Raw genomic sequence first — 24,484 nt, forward strand, 5'->3', positions numbered from 1 at the left:
GCGGGGCAAGCGTTGTACGACTGTTGTGTACCCGGCACATCGCGCACATGACGGACCGTCAGGAGTTGTACGTGCCCTGCGCCCGCTCCAGCCCCTCGGACAGCAGCGCCTCCACCGCGTCCGCCGAGCGGTCCACGAACCACTCCAGCTCCTTGCGCTCGGTCGAGGAGAAGTCCTTCAGCACGAAGTCCGCGACCTCCATCCGGCCCGGCGGGCGCCCGATCCCGCAGCGCACCCGGTGGTAGTCCGGGCCCAGCGACTTGGTGATCGACTTCAGCCCGTTGTGGCCGTTGTCCCCGCCGCCCAGCTTCAGCCGCAGCGCCGCGTAGTCGATGTCCAGCTCGTCGTGGACGGCGATCAGCGCCGAGGCCGGCACCTTGTAGAAGTCCCGCAGCGCCGTCACCGGCCCGCCGGAGAGGTTCATGAAGGACATCGGCTTGGCCAGCACCACCCGCCTGCCCGCCAGCCGGCCCTCGGCCACCTGCGCTCGGCTCTTGTGCGCCTTGAACTTCGCGCCCATCCGCTGCGCCAGCAGGTCCACCACCATGAAGCCGATGTTGTGCCGGTTCCTGGCGTACTGCTCCCCCGGGTTGCCCAGCCCGACCACCAGCCAGGGCCCGTCGTACTCCTCCGCCATGCCTACTCTCCTCGTCACCGTCGCGCTCGACGTCATCATCCCGGACGCACCGCTGCCCCGGCCGCTCCAGGGGAGCGACCGGGGCAGCGGTCAGAAGCTGTGCAGCGCTACGAGGCTCAGGCCTCGGCGCCCTCGGCCTCGGCGGCCTCGTCCTCGGCCGGGGCGGCCTGGGCGGCGATGACCTGCAGCACGACGGCGTCGGCGTCGACGGCCAGCGAGACGTTGTTCGGCAGGGCGATGTCCTTGGCGTGGATGGAGGCGCCGGCCTCCAGGCCCTCGACCGAGACGGTGACGGCCTCGGGCAGGTGGGTGGCCTCGGCCTCGATCGGCAGGGCCTGCAGGACGTGCTCCAGCAGGTTGCCGCCGGGGGCCAGCTCGCCCTCGGTGTGGACCGGAATCTCGACGGTGACCTTCTCGCCACGCTTGACCAGCAGCAGGTCGACGTGCTCGATGGTGCGCTTGATGGCCTCGCGCTGGACGGCCTTCGGCAGGACGTACTCGTCCTTGCCCTCGATCGGAACGACCAGCAGGGCGTTCGGGGTCTTGAGGGCCATCATCAGGTCGTGGCCAGGCAGGTTCAGGTGAACCGGGGCGTGGCCGTGGCCGTAGACGACACCGGGGACGAAGCCGGCGCGGCGGGCGCGACGGGCGGCACCCTTGCCGAACTCGGTACGGGTCTCGGCGGCAAGGCGGATCTCGGACACGACTGCACTCCTCGTGAAGACTGGCGCGGGGGTGCAGGCAACGCGAAAAACCGCCGGGACCACACCCTCAGTACGTTCGGGGGTCACTCGGCGGAAACGGCCTCTGCCGGCAGACGGAATCCGCTACCGGCAGCGCGTCGATCACGGTGTCGGTGCCGGTCGAGCAGGCACACGGCATCCCTCGCCGAGCAGTTTCACGAGTCTAACCGCACCCACCCCCTCCCGCGAAATCGGCTCCCTCCCGGGGGAACGACGGCGGCCCCGGACCGTGGGTGGTCCGGGGCCGCCTGCGCGGGGCTTCGTCAGTGCACGCCCTCGAAGGTCAGTGCACGCCCGCGAAGGTCAGTGCACGCCCTCGAAGAGGCTGGTGACCGAACCCTGCTCGAACACCTCGCGGATCGCGGCGGCGATCGACGGGGCGATGGACAGCGTGGTGATCTTGTCCAGCTGGAGCTGCGCCGGGGTGGGCAGCGTGTTGGTGAACACGAACTCGCTCACCCGCGAGTTCTTCAGCCGGTCCGCGGCCGGGCCGGAGAGCACGCCGTGGGTGGCGGCGACCACGACGTCCGCGGCACCGTTCTCGAACAGCGCGTCGGCCGCGGCGCAGATCGTGCCGGCGGTGTCGATCATGTCGTCGACCAGGACGCAGACGCGGTCCTTGACGTCACCGACGACCTCGGCCGACAGGATGGTGTTGGCCTGGGTCATGTCGCGGCGCTTGTGGATGATCGCCAGCGGGGCGTCCAGCCGGTCGCACCACTGGTCGGCGACCTTGACCCGGCCGGCGTCCGGCGAGACGACGGTCAGCTTCGAGCGGTCCACCTTCTCGCCGATGTAGTCGGCCAGCAGCGGCAGCGCGAACAGGTGGTCCACCGGGCCGTCGAAGAAGCCCTGGATCTGAGCGGTGTGCAGGTCCACGGCCATCAGGCGGTCGGCACCGGCCTGGCGCAGCAGGTCGGCGACCAGGCGGGCCGAGATCGGCTCGCGGCCCAGGTGCTTCTTGTCCTGGCGGGCGTAGCCGTAGAACGGCAGGATCGCGGTGATGCTCTTGGCGGAGGCCCGCTTCAGAGCATCGATCATGATCAGCTGCTCCATGATCCACTGGTTGATGGGAGCCGTGTGGCTCTGCATCACGAAGCAGTCCGCACCGCGGGCCGACTCCAGGAAGCGGACGTAGATCTCACCGTTGGCGAAGTCGAGGGCCTTGGTCGGGACCAGCTCGGTCCCCAGCGCCTCGGCAACCTCCCTCGCCAGTTCCGGGTGGGCACGGCCGGAGAAGAGCTTGAGCTTCTTCTCACCCGACGTCGTGATCCCGCTCACTGCACCGTCTCCTCGCGTTGCGGACGCTGAATCCCACTCCCGAGGAGGGCAGGCGCAGCCCGCACCCACGGGGGATCAGGGAATTGTCGGTACGCCTGGACACGGGCGGTAGGCCCAGTGGCGCACGTATGTCCCCAAGGTTACGCGCCCGCGCAGAAACCGTCCGCCCCGGGACCGTCCGGTCGGCCCCGGGACCGCCGGTCAGGCCTCGCCGGCGCCGTCCACCGCGGCCTTCGCGGCCTGGGCGGACGCCGTCCCGGGGCGCTTGCGCTCGACCCAGCCCTCGATGTTGCGCTGCTGCGCGCGGTTCACGCCGAGTGCGCCGGGCGGAACGTCGGTGGTGATCACCGAGCCCGCGCCGGTGTAGGCGCCGTCGCCGACGGTGACCGGCGCGATGAACATGTTGTCCGAGCCGGTGCGGCAGTGCGCGCCGATGACCGTGCGGTGCTTGTTGACCCCGTCGTAGTTCACGGTGACCGAGGCCGCGCCGACGTTGGTGCCCTCGCCGATCGTGGCGTCGCCGATGTAGGAGAGGTGCGGCACCTTGGCGCCCTCGCCCAGCTCGGAGTTCTTGATCTCGACGTAGGTGCCGACCTTCGCCTTGCGGGCCAGCTTGGCCCCCGGACGCAGGTAGGCGTAGGGGCCGGCGGCGGCCAGCTCGCCGATCTCCGCGCGGTCGGCCGTGGTGTTGCTCACACGGGCGCCGGCGCCGACCAGGGTGTCCTTCAGCGTGGAGTTCGGTCCCACCTCGCAGCCCTCGCCCAGGTGGGTGGCACCCTGCAGCTGGGTGTTCGGCAGCACGACGGCGTCCGGCTCGTACGTCACCTGGACGTCGACCCAGGTGGTGGCCGGGTCGACCACGGTGACGCCGGCGCGCATCGCCCGCTCCAGCAGGCGGTCGTTCAGCAGCCGGCGGGCCTGCGCCAGCTGGACCCGGTCGTTGATGCCCAGGATGTCCCGGTGGTCCTCGGCGACCACGGCACCGACCCGGTGACCGGCCTTGCGCAGGATCTCCAGGGTGTCGGTCAGGTACTCCTCGCCCTGCGAGTTGTCCGTGGTGAGCTCGGCCAGCGCCTCGGTGAGCAGCTTGGCGTCGAAGGCGAAGACGCCCGAGTTGATCTCGGCGATCGCGCGCTGGGTGTCGGTGGCGTCCCGCTCCTCGACGATCGCGGCGACCGTGCCGTCCTCGTCGCGCAGGATCCGGCCGTAGCCGAAGGGCTCCGGGACGACGGCGGTCAGGACGGTGACGCCGTTCTGCTGCGCCTCGTGCGACTTCGCCAGCCGGCGCAGGGTGTCCCCGGTCAGCAGCGGGGAGTCCCCGGCGGTGACGATCACCGTGCCGTCCAGCGTGACGCCGTCGGCGGCCAGCGCCTCCAGCGCGGTGCGGACCGCGTGACCGGTGCCGTTCTGCTCCTCCTGCACCACCGGGCGCACGCCCGGGTAGTGCGCCGCCAGGTGCTCCTCGACCTGCTCGCGCTGGTGCCCGACGACCACGACGAGCTGCCCCGGTGTCAGTTCCCCGGCCGCCGACACCGCGTGACCCACCAGCGAGCGCCCGCACACCTCGTGCAGCACCTTGGGCAGCTTGTTCGACTTCATCCGGGTCCCGCCACCGGCGGCGAGCACGACAACGGCGGCAAGCGAATTGGCACCCATGCGGGGAGGCTCCTCATTAGGTTCACAGAGAGGGCAGAGCAGGCCAGAACGCGGGTCCGCACATGTGCTCTGGCAGTTCGAGGATAGTGCGGGGCAGCCGACCGGAATGCCAGCGGCCCGGCCCGCGCATGCCCGCCCGCGGCCGTACTCAGTGCTCCCGGAGGAGGATTCGAACCCCCATAAGCTGGACCAAAACCAGCTGTCCTGCCCTTAGACGATCCGGGACCGGAGCGCCCGCCGCCGGAGCCCCGGCGGCGCGCTGGGCCAAGACTACGGGGTAGCGCGCCTCACATCTACCACCTGTGCCGACCGTCCGGGCCCGCCCCGTCCCGGCACGGTGGCGGTCCGGGGTTCATCCATCCAGTCGGGTGAATTCACCCGGGCGCCGCGCGGCCGTGTGTTCCCCCGGCCACGGAGCGCAACCTACGATGCCGTAAGTTACGCAAACGTAGGCTCGGCGTCCCGCACCCGGGACGCCGCGAAGGGACGCCCATGACCATCCAGGCCGGCGAGGAGCGCGCGGGGGCCGCCGCGCTTCCCGATGCCCCCTCCGATCCCTCCGCCGACGCCGCCACCCGGCTGGCCGCCACCCGCGGCGGGGAGAAGCAGGGTCTCGCCGAGCGGATCGCGCTCGCCCTGTTCATCCTGGTGCCGTTCGCCGCCCTGGTCGCCGCCGTACCGGTGGCCTGGGGGTGGGGACTCGGCTGGACGGACGCGGCGGTCACCGTCGCCATGTACTTCCTCACCTGCCACGGCATCACCATCGGCTACCACCGCTACTTCACCCACGGCGCCTTCAAGGCCTCCCGCCCGATGCGGCTGGTCCTGGCGGTCGTCGGCAGCCTGGCGGTCGAGGGCCCGCTGGTGCGCTGGGTGGCCGACCACCGCAAGCACCACCGGTTCAGCGACAAGGACGGCGACCCGCACTCGCCGTGGCGCTACGGGGAGAGCGTCCCGGCGCTGATCAAGGGCCTGTGGTGGGCGCACATGGGCTGGATGTTCGACGAGGAGCAGACCCCGCAGCTCAAGTACGCGCCCGACCTGGTCGGCGACCCGGCCATGCGGCGGATCTCCCGGCTGTTCTGGCTCTGGACCACCATCTCGCTGCTGCTGCCCGCCCTGGTCGGCGGCCTGGTGAGCCTCTCCTGGCAGGGCGCGCTGTCCGCCTTCTTCTGGGGTTCGCTGGTCCGGGTCGCGCTGCTGCACCACGTCACCTGGTCGATCAACTCGATCTGCCACGCGATCGGCCGGCGCCCGTTCCGCTCCCGGGACCGCTCCGGCAACGTCTGGTGGCTCGCGGTGCTCTCCTGCGGCGAGTCCTGGCACAACCTGCACCACGCCGACCCGACCTCGGCCCGGCACGGGGTGCTGCGCGGGCAGATCGACTCCTCGGCCCGCCTGATCCGCTGGTTCGAGCTGGCCGGCTGGGTCCGGGACGTCCGCTGGCCGGACCCGCAGCGGATCGCCGCCCGCCGCGCAGCATGAGGCGGCGCTTCCAGCATGATGTAGGGGTGAACGGGAGCAGCGCAGACAGCACAGGCGGTCACCACAGCACGCGGACGGACGCGGCGCCCGGAACGGTGCCGGCCCGTCCGCGGGCCGCCGCTGCGGCGGGCGCGGCCCCCGACGGCGGCACCGAGAGCGCCGCGGACCCGGGGCCCGGTACGGCGCCCGCCCCGCGCCGACGGGGCGGGCGGGTCCGGATGACCGGCAAGCAGCGCCGGGAGCAGCTGCTGGAGATCGGCCGTACGGTCTTCGCCGAGCGCGGCTACGACGGCACCTCGGTGGAGGAGATCGCCGAGCGCGCGGGCGTCTCCAAGCCCGTGGTGTACGAGCACTTCGGGGGCAAGGAAGGGCTCTACGCGGTGGTGGTGGACCGCGAGATGCAGCTGCTGCTGGACATGGTGACGGGGGCGCTCACCGGCGGGCACTCGCGCGAGCTGCTGGAGCAGGCGGCGTTCGCGCTGATGGACTACATCGACACCTCGACGGACGGCTTCCGGATCCTGGTCCGGGACTCGCCGGTGGCCCAGTCGACCGGCACCTTCGCCTCGCTGATCAGCGACATCGCGACCCAGGTGGAGGACATCCTCGGCCTGGAGTTCAAGTCCCGGGGCTTCGACGCCCGGCTGGCCCCGATGTACTCGCAGATGCTGGTCGGGATGGTCGCGCTGACCGGCCAGTGGTGGCTGGAGGTCCGCAAGCCGGACAAGGCGACGGTCGCGGCGCACCTGGTGAACCTGGCCTGGCACGGGCTGGAGGGTCTGGAGCGCCACCCGAAGCTGGTCGGCGACCGCAAGGTCTGAGGCCCGGCCGCTCCGCTTCTCGCCGCCCCACCGCCCGGCTTCTCGCCGCCCCACCGCCCCGCTTCTCGCCGCCCTGCCGCCCCGCCTTTCGCCGCCCCACCGCCCCGCTTTTCGCCGCCCCGCCGTTACCGCTTCACCCCGACCGCGAAGATCCGCCGGAACGGGAAGACCGTCCCGTGCGGCCCGGCCGGGTAGGCCTCGCACAGCAGCCGCCCGTACTCGGCGAGGAAGGCGGCGCGGTCGGCCGGGTCGCTGAGCCGGCCGAGCACCGGGCGCAGCGCGGTCCCCTTGACCCACTCCAGCACCGGGTCCGGTCCCGGCAGCAGGGTGCTGTAGGTGGTCTCCCAGACGTCGACGGCGCAGCCGGCCCCGGCGAGGGCGTCGAGGTACCGCTCCGGCCGGTGGACACCGGGGCGGACGGCGTCGGTGCCGAGGGTGTCGCGCCAGCGGGGGCTGCGGCGCAGTTCGGCGAGCAGGGTGTGGCTGGGGGCCTCGAAGTTGCCGGGCACCTGGAAGGCGACGACCCCGCCGGGCTTGAGGGCGTGCGCCCAGCGGGCCAGCACCGCCAGGTGCCCGTCCACCCACTGGAGGGTCGCGTTGGAGGCGATCAGGTCCGGTCCGGCCGGGGCCGGGTCGTAGTCGCGGGCGTCGGCGAGCAGGTACTCGGCGGTGGGCTCGCCCTCGGTGCGGGCGGTCTCCAGCATCGGGGCGGAGGTGTCGACTCCGGTGATCCGGGCCCGCGGCCAGCGTTCGCGCAGGACGGCGGTGGAGTTGCCGGGACCGCAGCCGATGTCGAGGACCGTCGCGGCGGGCTCGTTCGGCAGGGCGGGGACCCGGGCGAGCAGGTCGCGCAGCGGGCGGGTGCGTTCGTCGGCGAAGCGCAGGTACTGCGCCGGGTCCCAGACGGGGCTGGTCATGGCTCACCTCGCAGGTATCTCGATATCAAGATATCTCTCGTAGCCTCGCTGCCACATTTCTCGATGTCAAGAGACTTCACATCGACACATCCACCGATACACTGATCGTCATGGAGGACGAGGTCGACAGGCTGGTCGCAGCATGGCGCCGGGAGCGCCCCGACCTCGACGTGGAGCCGCTGGAGGTGCTCAGCCGGGTCAGCCGGCTCGCCCGCCACCTCGACCGCGCCCGCCGCACCGCCTTCGCCGAGCACGGCCTGGAGCCCTGGGAGTTCGACGTCCTGACCGCCCTGCGGCGGGCCGGCTCCCCGTACCAGCTCTCCCCCGGCCAGCTGCTCACCCAGACCCTGGTCACCTCCGGCACCATGACCAACCGGATCGACCGCCTCACCGGCAAGGGCCTGGTCAAGCGCCTGCCCGACCCGGACGACCGCCGCGGCGTGCTCGTCCGGCTCACCGACGACGGCCGCGACCGCGCCGACCAGGCGCTGGCCGGCCTGCTGGCGCACGAGCGCGAACTGCTCGCCCAGCTCAGCTCCGGCCAGCAGGGCGAACTCGCCGCCCTGCTGCGACTGCTGGTCGCACCGTTCGACAACATCCCGGGCTGAGTCCGGCCGGCCCCGCTACGGGGCCGAGGCGATGGACGGCGGCACCGCCGACTCCGCAGGACCGACCCCGGCCCGGCGGGCCACCGCGACGGCGGCCAGCGTGGAGTGGACCCCCAGCTTCCCCAGCACGTTCTGCATATGGGTGCGGACGGTGTGCGGCGACAGGTACAGCCGCTCCGCGACCGCCTGCCGGCCCAGGCCCGCGACCATGCAGCGCAGGATCTGCTTCTCCCGCGGCGTCAGGGTCTCGACCAGCCGCTCGCTCTCGGTGCGGTCCCGCCGGGCGGTGGTGAGCTCGCGGATCACCCCGGTGAGCAGCGCGGGCGGCAGGTGCGTCTCGTCCCGCAGCACCCCCCGGACCACCGCGAGCAGCCGGGCCAGCGAACTCTCCTTCGCCACCCAGCCGGTGGCGCCCGCGTGCAGCGCCCGGGCGGCGCGGTGCGGGTCGTCGGCGGTGGCCAGCACCACGGCGCGCAGCCCGGGGTGGGCCCGGCGGAGCCGGCCGAGCAGGGCGATGCCGTCCGGCGGAGGGGCGGCGGGCCTGAGCTGGTCGGCGCGGGCCTGGTCGGCGCGGAGCTGCTCGATGCGCGCCTGCTCGGTGCGTGCCTGCTCCGTGCGCAGCTGTTCTGCGCGCAGCTGCGGCTGCTCCGCCGGGCGGGCGAGGGCCGCCGGGACCGCGGGCGGTGCGGCGGCCGGGCGGCGCGGCGGGGGTACGGCCGGGGGCGGACGGCGCCGGGCCTCCTCGGCAGGTTCCCCGCCGGTCCTGGCCCGGCCGCCCGGCCCGGTGGCCGCGGCCCCCAGGTCGGCGTCGATCAGCGCCACGTCGTACGCCCGCCCCTCGGCGGCGGCCCGCTCCAGCGCCCGCTCGGCGGCGGCCGCGCTGCCGGCCGCGCCCACCTCCACGTCGGGCTCGGCGGCCAGCGCCGCGGCCAGCGCCTCGGCGAAGATCCGGTGGTCGTCGACCACCAGGACCCGGATCCGCCCCATCGTCACTACCCCCTGCTCAGAGCGCCCGAGCCCGGGAGCGGGGACCGGTCCGGCGCCCGCGTTCCGGACCCTCCGCTCCGCCCGCCCACCGGTGGCCGGTGCGGCCGGAAGGACGCCGGCCCCCACCGGTACCGCACTCAGCGTACGGGCCGGGAAACGCCCCCGTGGCGGTTCGGTGAAGTTTCGTCAGGAGTGGCGTGAGCGGCCCGGCCGGCCAGCCGGACGGCTCACACGAGCTGTCCAACTGACCGGCCGGTACGGAGGGTTGGCCCTCGCGGGGCCGACCGCCGTCAGCTGCCGTTCTTCTCCAGGGTGAACTTCCAGGCATCGGCGACGATGTCGTCCAGGTTCGGGCGGCGCGGCGTCCAGCCCAGCGCCTCGTGGGCGCGCTCGGCGGAGGCCACCAGCACGGCCGGGTCACCGGCCCGGCGACCGGCGACCTGCACCGGGATCTCCCGGCCGGTGACGCGCTTGACCGACTCGATCACCTCGCGCACCGAGAAGCCGCTGCCGTTGCCCAGGTTGCAGATCAGGTGCTCGCCCGGCTTGGCGGCGTCCAGCGCCAGCAGGTGGGCGTCGGCCAGGTCCGCGACGTGGATGTAGTCGCGGATGCAGGTGCCGTCCGGGGTCGGGTAGTCGTCGCCGTACACCGCGATGTGCGGGCGCTGACCGAGCGCGGCCTGGAAGACCAGCGGGATCAGGTGCGACTCGGGGTCGTGGCGCTCGCCGTAGGCACCGTACGCGCCGGCCACGTTGAAGTAGCGCAGCGAGACGGCGGCCAGGCCGTGCGCGACGGCCTCGCTGGTGATCATGTGGTCCATGGCGAGCTTGCTGGCGCCGTAGGTGTTGGTCGGCGAGGTCCGGGCGGTCTCGGCGATCGGCACGACCTCCGGCTCGCCGTACACGGCGGCGGTGGAGGAGAACACCAGCTTGCGCACACCCGCCGCACGCATCGCGGTGATCAGCTCCAGCGAACCGGCCACGTTGTTGCGCCAGTACTTCTCCGGGTCCACGACCGACTCGCCGACCTGCGAGGAGGCGGCGAAGTGCAGCACGCCGTCGAAGGAGCCGTCCAGCACCTCACCGGCCTCCTGGATCCGGCCCTCGACGAACTCGGCACCCGCCGGAACGCCCTCGCGGAAACCGGTCGAGAGGTCGTCCAGGACGGTCACCTGGTGCCCCGCCTCCAGCAGGTGGGCGGCCACCACGCTGCCGACGTAGCCGGCGCCACCCGTGACCAGGTACTTACTCATGATGAGACCTCCAGCGGGCGATGGTCCGCCCGGTCGGCGGCGCCATCGACGGAATGCGAACGACTGGGGTCAATTGTCCCTGCCCGGCACAGTGCTCCCGACCACCGGGGTGTCCGCTCCCGCGCATTCTCACCCAGTCCTCGGTCAGCCTCCACAGACGCCCTCGCCCGCCTCCGACGGCCTCCTCCGACGGCCTCCTCCGACGGCCGTCTCCGCTCAGCCGCCGGCCATCCGCTCCAGCAGGCCGGTCCGCGCGGCCACCGCGGCCGCCTCCAGCCGGGTGCGCGCGCCCAGCTTCATCAGCACGCGCTGGACGTGGGTACGGGCGGTGCTCGCGGCGATCCGCATCCCGGCGGCGATCGCCGCGGTGTCCTCGCCGTCCGCGATCCGGGCCAGCACCTGCACCTCACGGCGGGTCAGCAGCCGCAGCAGCCGCACCGCCTCGTCGTCCGGTTCGGCCACCGGGCGCAGCAGTTGGTCGAAGGCCCCGCGCAGGACGTCCACCGCCACCGCGGCCTCGCCCGCCCGGGCCCGTCCGATCGCCCGCTCGACCACCTCGATCCGCTCGTCGCTCGGCACGTACCCCGCTGCTCCGGCCGCGAACGCGCAGGCCACACCGCGGAGTTCACCGACCGGCCCGAGCACGATCACGGCCACCTCCGGTCGCTCCCGGCAGATCCGGCGCAGCCCGTCGAAGGCGCCCGGCTCCCCCGGCGCGGACACCCCCAGCAGACACACCTCGGGCCGCCGCCCGGCGACCAGGTCGGCGGCGACACCGGCCGGGGAGCCGACCGCGAGCACCCGGTGGCCGCGCAGTTGGAGCGCGGTGGCCAGCGCCTCGGCCAGCAGCCGGTGGTCGTCGACCACCACGAGTCGAACACCCAAGACGCCCTCCCGGTCGGTGCCCGGCTCGCGCCCGCGCCCCCTCGGGCGGGCGGCCGATGACGCACCATCACAGCGCATTCCGTACCCGACCCGCTAGGCCACCGCGTGTCGCCGGGACCGGGGCGCGCCCGGGCCCGGGAACGCGAAAGACCCCCGCCGTGAGGCGAGGGTCTTTCAGTGGAGCCCCCATGCGGAATCGAACCGCAGACCTTCTCCTTACCATGGAGACGCTCTACCGACTGAGCTATAGGGGCTTGCCGGGTTTGTTTTCCCGGGCCGGTCGAACAAGGAAGACATTACACGGCCGTCGACCCGAAAGGGAAATCGGCCCCGGTCCGGCCCCCGGGCCGCCTGATCCGCGCTGCCCGCCCGGCCGGTCCGGGTCGGTCCGGGTCGGCCCGGTCGGCCCGGTCGGTCCGGTCGGTCCGGTCGGCCCGCTAGCGGGACCCTTCGGGATGCGCCGCGTCGAACTCCTCGCGGGCCGCGAGCATCTGCCGGGCGCGTCGCTCCGTCCACTGGCCGAGCGGGGTGACCAGCTCGGCCAGCTCCCGGCCGAGCGGCCGCAGGTCGTAGACCACCCGCGGCGGCGTCTCCGGGAAGACGGTGCGGAGCACCAGGCCGCTGCGTTCCAGGTTGCGCAGCGACTGGGTGAGCATCTTGCGGCTGACCCCGCCGACCCCGCGCTGGAGCTCGGAGAAGCGCTGGGGCCCGCAGGCGGAGAGGCTCATCAGGATCAGCAGCGACCACTTGTCGGCGAGTTCGGCGAACATCTCGCGGCTGGGGCAGAGCTGGGCGAAGACGTCGAGCTCCTGCTCCCCCTGCGGTCCGGTCCCGGTGCGGGCGCTTTCCTCCGTCGTCATGCCGTCCAGGGTAGTCCCGCGGTCTCCGATCCGAACCTGGTCTCCGGTTCACCCTTGGTCTCCGATGGAGACCTGGTCTATATTGGAGACCGTTCGACGGGGTCGCAGCCCGCCCGGACCCGCATCCGTTCCTCCGCCGCACAGGAGTGCCCCGCATGACCGCCATCCGCCCGACCGTCGCCCTCGCCTACCACTCCGGCTACGGCCACACCGCCGTGATCGCGGAGGCCGTCGCCCGCGGCGCCGCCGCCGCCGGGGCCGAGGTCGTCTCTATCGCCGTCGACACCATCACCGAGGAGCAGTGGGCCCAGCTGGACGCCGCCGACGCCATCGTCTTCGGCTCCCCCACCTACATGGGCACCGCCTCCGGCGCCTTCCACGTCTTCGCCGAGGCCACCAGCAAGCGCTGGTTCACCGACGCCTGGAAGGACAAGGTCGCCGCCGGCTTCACCAACTCCGCCTCCAAGAGCGGCGACAAGGCCAGCACCCTCGGCTTCTTCCAGACCCTCGCCGCCCAGCACGGCATGAACTGGGTCAACCTCGGCCTCAAGCCGGGCTGGAACGCCACCACCGCCAGCGAGAACGACCTCAACCGCCTCGGCTTCTTCAGCGGCGCCGCCGCCTCCTCACCGTCCGACGCCGGCGCCGAGGCCGTCCACAAGGCCGACATCGCCACCGCCGAGCACCTGGGCGAGCGCGTCGCCCGGCACACCGCGGTCGTGCTGGCCGGCCGCGCCGCCCTGGCCGGCTGACCGCCCCGGCCGGCTGACCGCCCCGCCCCACGTACGGCTACGCCGCCGGGTCCGCCCCCAGAACGGGCGCCCGGCGGCGTCCGCCGTCCACCGCCGACAGCTCCGCACCGGTGGTGTCCGGCAGCGCCCACAGACAGCCCAGGGCCAGCACCCCCAGAACCGCCAGGTACCAGCCGGCCGGCTGCGCCGTCCCGTACGCCGCCGTCAACCTGGTCGCCACCAGCGGCGTCGTCGCCCCACCGACCACCCCGCCCAGGTTGTACGTCAACGCGGCCCCCGTGTAGCGCACCCGGGTCGGGAACAGCTCCGGCAGGAACGCCGCCAACGGGCCCAGCAGACCGCCCAGCACCACCATCGCCCCGGCCAGCGCCAGGAACATCAGCGGCCGGCGCACCGTCTCCAGCAGCGGGAACAGCACCAGCGACCACCCGGCCGCCAGGGCCGTCGCCCACCGCAACGTCCGCCGCCGGCCCCAGCGGTCACTGAGCGAGGCGCTCCACCACACCGTCACGGCGCCACCCACCGCCCCGGCCAGCAGCATCGCCAGCACCACCGTGCTCGCCACCCCGAGGCCGGACGTCGCGTACGCCAGCGCGTAGGTGGTGGTCAGGTAGAACAGCGCGTACCCGACCGTGATCGCCCCGCCGCCCGCCAGCACCGGCCGCCAGTGCTCGCGCAGCACCTCCACCACCGGCGGACGGTCCCGCGGCACGTCCGCCCGGAACAGCGGCGACTCCGCCAGCCGCAACCGCACGAACAGCCCCACCGCCACCAGCGCCAGCGAGGCCAGGAACGGCACCCGCCAGCCCCACTCCCGGAACGACCCCTCGTCCAGCGCCAGTTGGAGCGCCAGGAACCCGCCGTTCGCCAGCACGAACCCGGCCGACGGCCCCAACTGCAGGAACCCCCCGTACCGCCCGCGCCGCCCGGCCGGCGCGTTCTCCGCGATCAGCAGCGCCGCCCCGCCCCACTCCCCGCCCAACCCGACGCCCTGGCACACCCGCAGCACCACCAGCAGCACCGGCGACCACCACCCCCACACCGCGAAGCCCGGCAACAACCCCACCGCCGCCGTCGCCAACCCCATCAGCAGCAACGACACCACCAGCATCGCCTTCCGGCCCACCCGGTCCCCGAAGTGCCCGAACACCACCGCCCCCAACGGCCGGGCCAGGAACGCCACCGCGTACACCGAGAACGCCGCCAACAGCGCCCCCACCGTGCCCAGTCCGGGAAAGAACACCGGCCCGAACACCAACGCGGCCGCCGTCCCGTACAGGAAGAAGTCGTAGAACTCGATCGCCGTCCCGATCAACGCCGCAGCCGCCGCCCGCCGCAACTGCCCAACCCGCCAAGCACCCTCCGCATCCATACCACCCACCCTCACCACCACCCGGTCCCCCCACCAGCCCCCACCCGAGTGACCCCAGCGCACACCCCCAACCCCCGCGCCCCAACCCCCGCGTCGCGCGCCGGTCCACCAACGACCTGGGCATGCGTTCTCAGTGAAGACATTCCCGAGCCCGGCCAGCGCCCCGCTGGCCGGGCTCCGCGATTCTTCGAGGCCGGAGGCCGAGTTCAGCCCCCGTAGCGCGACGCGTACGCGTCGTCGTACAGGGAGGGCGGGAAGTCAGAGCGTGTCACCCAGACCGAGATGCCGTCCAGGACAATGGCCCATGAGCCCGCGGCTCGCTCCGTGTCGCCATTGTTCATAGCCACTCTGGTTCGCGCCAGGTTCTTGTCCAGGAGCTGAGACCATGCATCGAACACCGCGACAACATCGGCCCCGCACGACACAAGCTCGGAGCGCTTGCGCCGCTGACAGCCGATGACGAATGCCCGTGCATCACCGTACTGCTCCTCGGTCGGCATTCTTCCAGCAGCGGTCAACTTCCACTCCCGTCGTTTACGGTGGGAGCCACGCTCTCCCGCAGGTCTTCAATGGGGATGGTCACACTCACCCTACTACCAGGATTGATACGCAAGTCTATCAGGCCCGGAATCTCAGTCAGCAGGCGCACTGGCATCGGCACGGCGCCCGGCCAGTTTTGCGGAATGTGTTCGAGTGATGTGCAGCCGTCAATTACTCTCCTGTCGCCTTCCCCGGGAACGGTGGCCGGCCCCTTCCAGGGTGAGCCGGTATAGACAAACAGATCCGCCGCCAGAAGTTCCGCCGCAAATCGCTTCTCACTGTAATATCCGGTGTCAGCTGGAGCTTGTTCTCCAGCTCGTTAGCAGGCGGAGTCAATCCGAGCGCCATCGGTGAAGGCATGTAGTTTGGATTATGTACGAATTCCACCACATCGCCAGCATGATCGATCCGCCAGGCCCCTATGATTCCCTGGGGAGGCACCTCCCCGTTCGGGCCGAAGCCAGGGTGGGGCATGTATGGCGTCCAGATGCCACTGATCAGCGCGGAGCGAACCACCCGCGACCGCCGGCCCGGCCGCGCTCCCCACCACGCACACACTCGCGACCCTGCAGCCACAAGCCGCCGGCCCACACCCAGTGGCTCCCCACTCGATCCCCCTGCAACAACTGAACTACTTCGCGTACGGGTTGTCCTCCGGCGGCACGGGCGGCGGCTGGTACGCCGGCGGAGCCACCAGCTGCACGGCAGCCGCAGGCTGGGCAACAGCCTTCCTCCGCCTCAACACGGCGAACACCACCCCGCTTACAACCGCCAGCCCAGCCACCACTCCACCCACGACGGGCAGTGCGCCGCTCGACCCGGACGACGCATCAGCCTTCGGGAGCGCAGTCGGCACACCCACCGCCACCTCGGACGGGCTGTCGCCCGGACTCGACGACGACGCAGGAGCTGGCGAAGTCGCCGATGCAGATGGACTCGCCGTGGGCGCAGGCGCGACCGGAATCGGCGACACATCCGCCGGACCGGGATCCCCCGGATCCGTCAACGCGACCCGGGGGCGCACGGATCCGTAGCCGCCGAGATTGTTGCGAACGGACCCATCATGCGGTTTGCCCGCCGTATTGATGAGAACCCTCAAGACCTGGTTCGCTGACCAGTCCTTGTGCACCGACCAAACCAGCGCTGCCGATGCAGAAACCAATGCAGCAGCATCAGACGTGCCATGACTCTTGCAATAGCCCGTAGGGGAGGTACAGCCGGCAATCATGTCCAGGCCGGGCGCGGCGAGTGCAACCTGCGGGCCCTGTTCAGACTCAGACGTAACGGATGCGTCGTGATCGAGCGCCGCTACGCCCACGACGCCAGGAAGGGCTCCCGGATATTCAACTGGATTCCCCTTCTGTGCTTCATTCCCAACGCTAGAAACTATCAGGACACCCTTCGCCCTAGCTGCAGCGATGATGCTGTTCAGCTTAGCCACGTCCTCCGGCACGGTAGTTCCCGCTTCCATGCCCTGGGAGATATTGATGACCTTTGCGCCCTGCTCGACTGCGTAGTTTATGGCCTGTCCGATCTGCCCCAGGAAGTCCGAGGAGACCAGCGCGCCGACAGAGCCGTTGTTAATCTTCAGCGGAAGAATCTTGACGCCGGGGGCCAGGCCCTGGGCGCCTGTTCCTCCCATGCCCTTTCCAGTTCCAGCGATAAGGCTGGCCATGGCTGTGCCGTGTCCATCGCCGAAGGACCCCACGCCTCCAGGGCCACCACTGAAGTCCTTACCTGGAAGGAACTGACCCTCCAAGTCCGGATGATCAAGCTTGAAGCCGCCATCGATCACCGCAACGGTGATGCCCTGTCCCTTGGACGTCTTCCACATCTCCGGGGCGTGCATGGCTTCCAGGTGCCACTGCTGCTGACGGATGGTGTCCTCAGCAATGGCCGGTGCTGCAACCGGGCCAACTACGACTCCCGCAGCCAGTAGCGCCACAGCAGCAGCCCGCCACGTCCGCCCCATCACAACTCCTCGTCAGCCTCCCCGCAGGCCGGGAAAGCGTGCTCCGAACAGGTCTGCCCGGCCACTGGGTAAGCCCAATGGACGGGCAGATGTTGTCGTACGACCGACCGCCTACCTCACGTACGGATTGTCCTCCGGCGGCACCGGAGGCTCGTGCGACGGCAAAGACGGCGGGATCGGCGGAATACCGGCCTCAGGCTGCACAGCCGACTTCCGCCGTCGCAGCACGGCGAACGCCACCCCGGCGACCAGCACCAACCCGGCCACCACTCCGCCCACGATCGGCAGGGTGCTGCTGCTCGGTCCGGACGACGCATCAACCTTCGGCTGCGACGTCGGCGCACCCACCGCCACATCGCTCGGGCTCGCGGCGGAAGTCGGCATCGACGATTCGGCAGGCGAACTCGCTGCAGGCGACGGGGTGGTAGACGGTGCAGCCTGGGTGATCGGGATTGGCGACACATCCGCCGGACCAGGATCGCCGGGGTTCGTCAGCGCAATTCGAGGCCGGACTGCACCGTAACCGGTGGCATCGGTGCGATTCGATCCATCGGTCGGCTTTCCAGCTGTGTTGATGAGCACCCGCAGGATCTGATTGCCCGTCCACTCCGGGTGCACCGACCACACCAGTGCGGCCGAGGCTGAAACCAAGGCCGTCGCGTCCGACGTGCCATGTCCCTTGCAATAACCGGTCGAGCCGGTACAGGACGCGATCGTGTCCATACCGGGCGCGACGAGCGTGACCTGTGGCCCGCGCTCCGACTCGGCGGTAACCGCCCCGTTCCGATCGGAGGCGCCGACCCCAACCACGTTGGGAAGAGCCCCCGGGTACTCGACCGGATTCCCCGATTGGGCCTCATTCCCAACACTGGCGACCACAAGGGATCCCTTGGCCCTCGCCCAGGCCAAAATCTTGTTCAGCTTTTCGACATCTTCGGAATTGACCAGGATCGCATTCGTCCCCTGCGAGATGCTGATGACCTTGGCGCCCTGCTCGACCGCATACGTGATGGCCTGCCCAATCTGCCCGATAAATTCGGACTCAAGCACCGACCCCTCGTCGCCGTTGGCAATCTTCAGCGGAAGGATCTTGGCACCAGGGGCTAGGCCGTAGGCGCCTTTTCCGCCATTGGCTTTGCCGGTCCCGGCAATGAGGCTCGCCATCTGCGTGCCGTGCCCCTTCACATAGGACCCGACTCCCCCGGGACTTCCGCTGAAGTCCTTGCCCGGAAGGAACTGCCCCACCAGGTCCGGGTGATCCAATTTGAACCCGCTGTCGATCACCGCGACGGTGATGTTCGCTCCCGTTGAGATCTTCCACATCTCCGGGGCGCGCATCGCATCCAAATGCCACTGATCCTCACGGATCGATTCGCCTGCGAATGCCGGTGCCGCGACCGGGCCACCGATGATTCCTGCCGTCAGAAGCGCCGAGACAGCAGCCCGCCAACACCGTCGCACGTTCGTCCGCCCCATCACAACTCCTCGCCAATCCCTCCGCCAACAGCGAAGCGTGCCCCGAACAGGTCTGCTCGGTCACTGGGTGAGCCCAGTGGCCAGGCAGACGATGCCGCGCGAAGTACCGCAGGCCCGCGGCATCAGATCCGACGGCCGGCTACCGCGCGCACGGGTTGTCCTCCGGCGGCACCGACGGCTGGTGCGACGGCGGAGGCGGCAGAGTCGCCGCGCCCACCGGCTGCTGCGGAGGCACCAGCGGCACAGCCGCCTTCCGCCGCCTCACCACGGCGAACACCACCCCGGCCACCACCAACAGCCCGGCCACCACGCCACCCACGATCAGTAGTGCGCTGCTCGACCCCGACGACGACTCAGCCTTCGACTGGGCAGGCGGCGCACCCACCGCCACATCGCTTGGGCTTCCAAGAAAGCCCGATGTCGACGAAGTGGGAGCGGACGAACTCGCCGACGCAGACGGACTCGCCGTCGCCACCGGAGTTGCCGTCGGAACCGGAGACACATCCGCCGGGCCAGGATCCCCCGGATCCGTCAACGCAACCCGGGGGCGCACGGAGCCGTAGCCGCCGAGATCGTTACGAACAGACCCGTCATGCGGCTTTCCCGCAGTGTTGATAAGAACCCGCAAGAGCTGATTCGCAGTCCACTCCTTGTGAACCGACCACACCAACGCAGCCGACGCAGAAACCAGAGCCGCCGCATCGGATGTGCCGTGGCTCTTGCAATATCCGGTATCAGCAGCACAGGCTGCGACAATATCCATGCCCGGCGCGGTGAGAACCACCTGCGGCCCCTGCTCGGATTCCGCGGTCACTACAGCATCGTGATCGAGAGCTCCGACACCAACGACGTTTGGCAGGCCTCCCGGATAGGAGACAGGGTTTCCTGACTGCGCCTGATTTCCTACGCTTGCCACGACCAGCGCCCCCCTTGGCCCTCGCCTGCGCGAGGATGCCAGTCAGCTTTACCACATCATCCGAAGTGAACCTGACCGCATCCATGCCTTGCGAGATATTGATGACCTTTGCACCGTGATCGACCGCGTAATTCACCGCCTGGCCAATCTGGTCAAGGAAGTCGCTTGGGGAGACCCCAGAGACTGAACCATTATTGATCTTGAGTGGAAGAAGCTTGGCGCCAGGCGCCAGGCCGTAAGCTCCCGTCCCTCCGACACTTTCGCCAGTCCCGGCTATCAGGCTCGACATTTCCGTACCGTGCCCGTCACCGTAGGACCCTACGCCACCGGAGCCACCGCTGAAATCTTTGCCCGGCAGGAACTGCCCCACCAGGTCTGGATGGTCCAACTTGAAGCCACCATCGATCACCGCAACAGTGATCCCTTGCCCCTTGGAGATTTTCCACACCTCCGACGCATGCATGGCGTCCAGGTGCCACTGCTTCTCTCGAATCGATCCGTCCGCAGCCGCTGATCCTGCAATCGGGCCGACTACGACTCCCGCCGCCAGAACCGCCGCGATTGCAGCCCGCCAACGCATTCGCACGTTCGTCCACCCCATCACAACTCCTCGTCGTTTCCCCCTGCGACCAGGGACGCGTGCCGGAATAGGTCTGTCCGGCCACTGGGCGAACCCAGTGGCCGGACAGACGATGCCGCGCGAAGTACCGCAGGCCCGCGGCGTCAGATCCGACGACCGGCTACCGCGCGTACGGGTTGTCCTCGGGCTGCACCGACGGCGGAGGCGGCACGGCCACCCCCCCCGGCGGCACAGCCGACTTCCGCCGCCGCACCACGGCGAACACCACCCCCGCCACCACCAACAGCCCGGCCACCACGCCACCCACGATCGGCAGCGCACTGCCCGACCCGGACGACGCCTCAGCCTTCGGCTGCCCAGACGGCGCGCCCACCGCCACATCGCTCGGGCTCGCGGAGGAAGTCGGCATCGATGATTCGGCAGGCGAACTTGCTGCAGGCGACGGGGTGGTAGACGGTGCAGCCTGGGCGATCGGGATTGGCGACACATCTGCTGGGCCAGGATCGCCGGGGTTCGTCAAGGCAATTCGAGGCCGGGCTGCACCGTAACCGGTGGCATCGGTGCGATTCGATCCATCGGTCGGCTTTCCAGCCGTGTTGATGAGCACCCGCAGGATCTGATTTCCCGTCCACTCCGGGTGAACCGACCAGACGAGCGCCGCCGAAGCGGACACCAGAGCAGAGGAGTCCGAGGTGCCGTGGCCCTTGCAGTAGCCGGTGGGCGAGGTGCAAGCGCCAACCGTATCCATGCCCGGGGCGACAAGAACCACCTGCGGCCCACGCTCGGACTCCGCCGTTACTGCTCCACTCCGATCGGACGCCCCAACACCAACCACGCCCGGCATTGCGGCCGGATACTCGACCGGATTGCCCTTCTGCGCTTCGTTTCCAACGCTCGCAAACACGAGGACACCCTTCGCCCTTGCAGCTGCGATGACATTGTTCAGCTTCGCCACCTCTTCCGGCAGGGGAATTACCGCGTTCATTCCCTGCGAGATATTGATGACCTTGGCCCCCTGATCGACCGCATAGGTGATGGCCTCGCCGATCTGGCCAAGGAAGTCAGAGGAAACCAGCGCTCCGACGGAGCCGTTATTGATCTTCAATGGAAGAATCTTCACGCCGGGAGCCAGACCTTGGGCTCCCGTTCCCCCCATGCCCTTTCCGGTCCCTGCGATGAGGCTGGCCATCTGCGTACCATGGCCATCGCCATAGGAGCCCACTCCACCGGGGCTTCCGCTGAAGTCCTTGCCCGGAAGGAACTGCCCCACCAAGTCCGGGTGTTCCAGATTGAATCCGCCGTCGATCACCGCGACAGTGACACCCTGCCCATTGGAGATCTTCCACATCTCCGACGCATGCATGGCATCCAGCTGCCACTGCTGCTGCCGAATGGTGTCCTCGGCAACCGCTGGTGCTGCGACAGGGCCAACCACGACGCCCGCCGCCAGAAGCGCCGCAGCAGCCCGCCAACGCACGCGTGCGCTCGTCCGCCCCATCACAACTCCTCGCCAATCTCTCCGTCAGCCCGGAAAAGCTGCCCCGAATACGGCTGCCCGGCCCCTGGGTGCACCCAGTGGCCGGGCAGCCGTTGCCGCGCCGCGTACCCGCTCGTCCAGCTCTGGCGGCCAACTACCTCGCGTACGGGTTGTCCTCCGGCGGCACCGACGGCTGGTGCGACGGCGGAGGCGGCAGAGTCACTGCGCCCATCGGCTGCTGCGGAGCCACGGGCGGCACGGTCGCATTCCGCCGCCTCAATACCGCGAACACAACCCCAGCCACCACCAACAGCCCGGCCACCACGCCAGCCACGACCGGCAGCGCACTGCCCGACCCGGACGACCCCTCAGCCTTCGGCTGCACAGTAGGTGCGCCAGATGCCACTCCAGCCGAGCTCGGCGCCGTCGACGCGGGCACGGACGCACTCGCCGAAGGCGAGGGGGCCGCAGAAGGCGTAGCCGCATCAGCCGGAAGCGGCGACACATCCGCAGGACCGGGATCACCCGGATCCGTCAACGCGATCCGAGGTCGAACCGCGCCCCACCCTGCGCTGTCCGTACGGCTGGTCCCGCCGTTGGCCCTGCCCGCGGTGTTGATGAGCACCCGCAGGACCTGGTTCGCCGACCAGTCCTTGTGCACCGACCACACCAACGCCGCCGAGGCGGAGACCAGAGCAGTCGCATCCGACGTGCCATGGCTCTTGCAATACCCAGTATCGGAAGTGCAGGCCCCCAACATGTCCTCACCGGGAGCTACAAGCGCAACCTGCGGCCCCGTCTCGGACTCCGCCGTCACAGTCCCGGTCCGGTCGACAGCCCCGACCCCGACAACATTCGGCAACGCACCCGGGTACTCGACAAGATTGCCCTTCTGCGCAGAATTCCCCACGCTGGAGACCACCAGAACGCCCTTGGATCGCGCAGAAGCGAGAATCCCGTCCAGCTTCGCTACGTCACCCGGCACAGTGGTGACCGCCGCAATACCTTGCGAGATGTTGATGATCTTCGCGCCTTGGCTGACGGCGTAGTCCACTGCCTGCCCGATCTGATCCAAAAAATCTTCCGAGACACTGACGCCGACAGTTCCATTATTGATCTTCAGGGGCAAGATCTTGGCACCGGGTGCCAATCCCATGGCACCCGTCCCTCCGACACCCCTGCCAGTGCCGGCGATCAAACTGGACATCCCCGTACCGTGTCCATCGCCGAACGACCCGACGCCGCCAGGACTTCCACTGAAGTCCTTGCCGGGCAGGAACTGCCCAACGAGGTCAGGATGGTCCAGCTTGAAGCCTCCGTCGATCACCGCAACAGTGATCCCCTGCCCAGTGGAAATCTTCCACATGTCGGGAGCCTTCATGGCATCCAGATGCCACTGCCGCGCGCGCACCGTATCGTCTGCGACGGCCGGTGCAGCGACTGGTCCAACCGTGACCCCCGCCGCCAGGATTAGTGCGGCAGCCGCCCGCCAGGGCATCCCCGCGCTCGTCCGCCCCATCACAACTCCTCGTCGTATTCTCAGCATCCCGGGGAACACAGCCCCGAACAGCTCTGCCCGGTCACTGGGCGGGCCCAGTGACCGGGCAGTCGCTGCCGTCCTACTCAATCACGTCCGGATTGCTGTCCGGCGTACCGCTGGTCCAGGTCTCCTCGTCCTCGTGGAGGTAGTCCGCACGGTTGCGACGGTCGCGTTCCTTCCGGTTGCCGTGACCGCCCGCGCCCGGGGCCATCATGCCGTTCTGTCCGGACCGGGCACCGCCCTCGGCGGCTCCCGCCGCAGCCGCACGGTTGCGCAGGCCCGTACCGCCCGGGGTGAACTCCCCCCCGGCCGCAGGGCCCTTGCGACCGCCGACCGTTCCACCCCGAGTGGAGGTCAGGCCCCGACCGCGCGAGCCATCGACACCGCCGCCGACACCGTGGCCGCCGCCCATACCCGGGTGCATGCCACCCATGCCGCCGCCCGGAGTCGTTCCTCCGACCCGACCCCCACCAATCGCGCCCTCACGGCCGAAGACCGCTCCGTTCGGGAGACCGGGGGTAGCGGCCTTGCCGGGAACCGAGCCACCGCTGAACGGGCCGGTGCGGAGGGGAACCGAGCCGCCACCCTTACCGGGAATGCTGCCGATGCCCCTGGTCGGGACGGAACCGCCGCCGGTCCCGCCCGGGAAGCCAGAGACCGGGCCGCTGCCAGGCAGGCCGGGCAGGCCTCCCCGGCCATCAGGACCGCCAGGGTAGGCGGGAGTTCCGCCCGGACCGCTCGGCAGGACCGGGCTGCTCCCGGGGCCGACCGGGGTGGTCTGGTCCGGCAGGGTCGGGAGGCTGTCGAGGCCGGTGCCCGGACGGGTGACCGGGTCCGACGGGTGGGACGGCGGGGTCGGGGTGCCCGGATCCTGCGGCGGGGGCGGCAGTTGGCCGTCACCGCGCGGGGGAACCGGCCCGGTGTGGCCGGGGTAGATCGACTCCTGCCAGTTCGCCCCGGGGTCACGGGGCTTCATGGTGGCACCGCCGTAGCTACCCCCCGACGACGGGTAGCTCCCTCCGGTGCTGCCACCGCTCACACGTGGGCTACGGCGGTTACCGTACCCGCCGGCGCCGCCCGCACTGCCGTCGGATGCCGAGGAGGACTCGTCCCGGCCGGTACCTTCTCCCGGCGTCCCCGGCAGCGTCACGTCAGTGGGAATCCCGTTCAGCGTCGTCGTCGCCGCGCTGTACGCCTGGGCCAGGTTCCCTACCTGCTTCGCGGCCTCCTGCTGCTCCTTCTGGATCGTCGCCTTGTAGCCCTCGTACTCGGTCTTGGTGATCCAAGCGTCTCCGAGCTTCGTTTTCATGTAGCTGTCGACGCTGCCCCCGACCGCTGAGACCTTCGCCTCCGCGTCCGGGGGCACCGTCTGCCTCTCGTAAGCGGCGACCTTGTCCATCGCCGTCTGGGGAAGCGGGGGCATCGCGACCTTGGCCGTACTGAGCGCTTCACCAGCCTGGGTCATCGCACCGCCGGCGGTCGTGGAGTGTTCCCCGATGATCGCCGCAGACTTGTAGAGGTTCCCGACCCAGGTCTTGAAGTTCTCAGCGGCCTGCCCTTCCCAGCTGACCTGGCCGAGGTGGGCCTGGAGAGCCGTGCTGAGTTCCGTCAGAACCCGACCGGCGTCCTGGAGCTTGCCGGCTCGCTTCAGCAGCACGTCAGGTTGGGTGCCGTCGACCAGCGCCTGGAGCTGAGCGTGCTGCATGTCGTTGTATTCGTCTGCCAT

The 24,484-nt window shown here is 70.3% G+C and carries 21 protein-coding genes, 2 tRNA genes and 1 pseudogene; 4 read left to right on the forward strand and 20 right to left on the reverse strand.

Annotation, left to right across the window (positions count from 1 at the left end):
• Window positions 1-58 precede the first annotated feature (58 nt).
• The 5 genes from pth to ACZ6Z8_RS10080 form a co-directional block, all read right to left on the reverse strand.
• The gene (gene pth / locus ACZ6Z8_RS10060) at window positions 59-637 is read right to left on the reverse strand and encodes an aminoacyl-tRNA hydrolase (protein ID WP_393027172.1); all 579 of its coding nucleotides are present in this window, start codon (window positions 635-637) and stop codon (window positions 59-61) included.
• A gap of 116 nt (window positions 638-753) precedes the next feature.
• A complete protein-coding gene (locus ACZ6Z8_RS10065; RefSeq protein ID WP_465608030.1) occupies window positions 754-1,341 on the reverse strand; it encodes a 50S ribosomal protein L25/general stress protein Ctc in 588 nt (195 codons plus the stop codon).
• A gap of 342 nt (window positions 1,342-1,683) precedes the next feature.
• Window positions 1,684-2,661: a ribose-phosphate diphosphokinase gene (locus ACZ6Z8_RS10070; protein ID WP_465608032.1), complete on the reverse strand. Its 978-nt coding sequence runs from the start codon at window positions 2,659-2,661 to the stop codon at window positions 1,684-1,686.
• A gap of 201 nt (window positions 2,662-2,862) precedes the next feature.
• Window positions 2,863-4,317 (reverse strand): bifunctional UDP-N-acetylglucosamine diphosphorylase/glucosamine-1-phosphate N-acetyltransferase GlmU, encoded by a 1,455-nt coding sequence (gene glmU / locus ACZ6Z8_RS10075; RefSeq protein ID WP_465608033.1) that lies wholly within the window; start codon window positions 4,315-4,317, stop codon window positions 2,863-2,865.
• 154 nt (window positions 4,318-4,471) lie between these two features.
• Window positions 4,472-4,542, reverse strand: a tRNA-Gln gene (locus ACZ6Z8_RS10080).
• 267 nt (window positions 4,543-4,809) lie between these two features.
• Between ACZ6Z8_RS10080 and ACZ6Z8_RS10085 the strand changes: the two genes are divergently transcribed.
• Window positions 4,810-5,802 (forward strand): acyl-CoA desaturase, encoded by a 993-nt coding sequence (locus tag ACZ6Z8_RS10085; RefSeq protein WP_465608035.1) that lies wholly within the window; start codon window positions 4,810-4,812, stop codon window positions 5,800-5,802.
• Window positions 5,803-6,020: 218 nt separating this feature from the next.
• The gene (locus ACZ6Z8_RS10090) at window positions 6,021-6,623 is read left to right on the forward strand and encodes a TetR/AcrR family transcriptional regulator (protein WP_465608438.1); all 603 of its coding nucleotides are present in this window, start codon (window positions 6,021-6,023) and stop codon (window positions 6,621-6,623) included.
• A 125-nt stretch (window positions 6,624-6,748) separates the two neighbouring features.
• Here ACZ6Z8_RS10090 and ACZ6Z8_RS10095 read toward each other — a convergent pair whose 3' ends face one another.
• Window positions 6,749-7,540, reverse strand: coding sequence for a methyltransferase domain-containing protein (locus tag ACZ6Z8_RS10095; protein ID WP_465608036.1), 792 nt, complete (start codon window positions 7,538-7,540; stop codon window positions 6,749-6,751).
• Window positions 7,541-7,650: 110 nt separating this feature from the next.
• Here ACZ6Z8_RS10095 and ACZ6Z8_RS10100 point away from each other — a divergent pair, with 110 nt between their 5' ends.
• A complete protein-coding gene (locus ACZ6Z8_RS10100) occupies window positions 7,651-8,148 on the forward strand; it encodes a MarR family winged helix-turn-helix transcriptional regulator (protein ID WP_380411794.1) in 498 nt (165 codons plus the stop codon).
• A 15-nt stretch (window positions 8,149-8,163) separates the two neighbouring features.
• Here the strand turns inward: ACZ6Z8_RS10100 and ACZ6Z8_RS10105 are convergent, their stop codons facing one another.
• The 5 genes from ACZ6Z8_RS10105 to ACZ6Z8_RS10125 all read right to left on the reverse strand — a co-directional run bounded on the left by ACZ6Z8_RS10105 (window position 8,164) and on the right by ACZ6Z8_RS10125 (window position 12,133).
• Window positions 8,164-9,135, reverse strand: a complete 972-nt coding sequence (locus ACZ6Z8_RS10105; RefSeq protein ID WP_465608038.1) for a LuxR C-terminal-related transcriptional regulator — start codon at window positions 9,133-9,135, stop codon at window positions 8,164-8,166.
• A 290-nt stretch (window positions 9,136-9,425) separates the two neighbouring features.
• Window positions 9,426-10,388: a UDP-glucose 4-epimerase GalE gene (galE, locus tag ACZ6Z8_RS10110; RefSeq protein WP_465608040.1), complete on the reverse strand. Its 963-nt coding sequence runs from the start codon at window positions 10,386-10,388 to the stop codon at window positions 9,426-9,428.
• 216 nt (window positions 10,389-10,604) lie between these two features.
• Window positions 10,605-11,273 (reverse strand): helix-turn-helix domain-containing protein, encoded by a 669-nt coding sequence (locus tag ACZ6Z8_RS10115; protein ID WP_465608041.1) that lies wholly within the window; start codon window positions 11,271-11,273, stop codon window positions 10,605-10,607.
• Window positions 11,274-11,451: 178 nt separating this feature from the next.
• Window positions 11,452-11,527, reverse strand: a tRNA-Thr gene (locus tag ACZ6Z8_RS10120).
• 183 nt (window positions 11,528-11,710) lie between these two features.
• Window positions 11,711-12,133: a winged helix-turn-helix transcriptional regulator gene (locus tag ACZ6Z8_RS10125; RefSeq protein WP_465608043.1), complete on the reverse strand. Its 423-nt coding sequence runs from the start codon at window positions 12,131-12,133 to the stop codon at window positions 11,711-11,713.
• 155 nt (window positions 12,134-12,288) lie between these two features.
• On the opposite strand from ACZ6Z8_RS10125, the gene ACZ6Z8_RS10130 reads away from it, so the two are divergent.
• A complete protein-coding gene (locus ACZ6Z8_RS10130; protein ID WP_465608045.1) occupies window positions 12,289-12,885 on the forward strand; it encodes a flavodoxin family protein in 597 nt (198 codons plus the stop codon).
• Between the two features lie 37 nt (window positions 12,886-12,922).
• Here ACZ6Z8_RS10130 and ACZ6Z8_RS10135 read toward each other — a convergent pair whose 3' ends face one another.
• The 9 genes and pseudogenes from ACZ6Z8_RS10135 to ACZ6Z8_RS10175 all read right to left on the reverse strand — a co-directional run bounded on the left by ACZ6Z8_RS10135 (window position 12,923) and on the right by ACZ6Z8_RS10175 (window position 24,484).
• Window positions 12,923-14,257, reverse strand: coding sequence for an MFS transporter (locus ACZ6Z8_RS10135; protein ID WP_465608047.1), 1,335 nt, complete (start codon window positions 14,255-14,257; stop codon window positions 12,923-12,925).
• A 206-nt stretch (window positions 14,258-14,463) separates the two neighbouring features.
• Window positions 14,464-14,757 (reverse strand): hypothetical protein, encoded by a 294-nt coding sequence (locus ACZ6Z8_RS10140; protein ID WP_465608048.1) that lies wholly within the window; start codon window positions 14,755-14,757, stop codon window positions 14,464-14,466.
• Window positions 14,758-15,428: 671 nt separating this feature from the next.
• The gene (locus ACZ6Z8_RS10145; RefSeq protein ID WP_465608050.1) at window positions 15,429-16,769 is read right to left on the reverse strand and encodes a S8 family serine peptidase; all 1,341 of its coding nucleotides are present in this window, start codon (window positions 16,767-16,769) and stop codon (window positions 15,429-15,431) included.
• A 111-nt stretch (window positions 16,770-16,880) separates the two neighbouring features.
• Window positions 16,881-18,245 (reverse strand): S8 family serine peptidase, encoded by a 1,365-nt coding sequence (locus ACZ6Z8_RS10150; RefSeq protein WP_465608051.1) that lies wholly within the window; start codon window positions 18,243-18,245, stop codon window positions 16,881-16,883.
• Between the two features lie 139 nt (window positions 18,246-18,384).
• A complete protein-coding gene (locus tag ACZ6Z8_RS10155; RefSeq protein WP_465608053.1) occupies window positions 18,385-19,161 on the reverse strand; it encodes a S8 family serine peptidase in 777 nt (258 codons plus the stop codon).
• Window positions 19,162-19,291: 130 nt separating this feature from the next.
• Window positions 19,292-19,762 (reverse strand): annotated as a pseudogene (locus tag ACZ6Z8_RS10160) (S8 family serine peptidase); the annotation flags it as partial.
• 139 nt (window positions 19,763-19,901) lie between these two features.
• Window positions 19,902-21,239: a S8 family serine peptidase gene (locus tag ACZ6Z8_RS10165; RefSeq protein ID WP_465608055.1), complete on the reverse strand. Its 1,338-nt coding sequence runs from the start codon at window positions 21,237-21,239 to the stop codon at window positions 19,902-19,904.
• A 133-nt stretch (window positions 21,240-21,372) separates the two neighbouring features.
• Window positions 21,373-22,737 (reverse strand): S8 family serine peptidase, encoded by a 1,365-nt coding sequence (locus ACZ6Z8_RS10170; RefSeq protein ID WP_465608056.1) that lies wholly within the window; start codon window positions 22,735-22,737, stop codon window positions 21,373-21,375.
• A 100-nt stretch (window positions 22,738-22,837) separates the two neighbouring features.
• Window positions 22,838-24,484, reverse strand: coding sequence for a WXG100 family type VII secretion target (locus tag ACZ6Z8_RS10175; RefSeq protein ID WP_465608058.1), 1,647 nt, complete (start codon window positions 24,482-24,484; stop codon window positions 22,838-22,840).

It is taken from the genome of Kitasatospora sp. NPDC101108, from assembly GCF_055584725.1.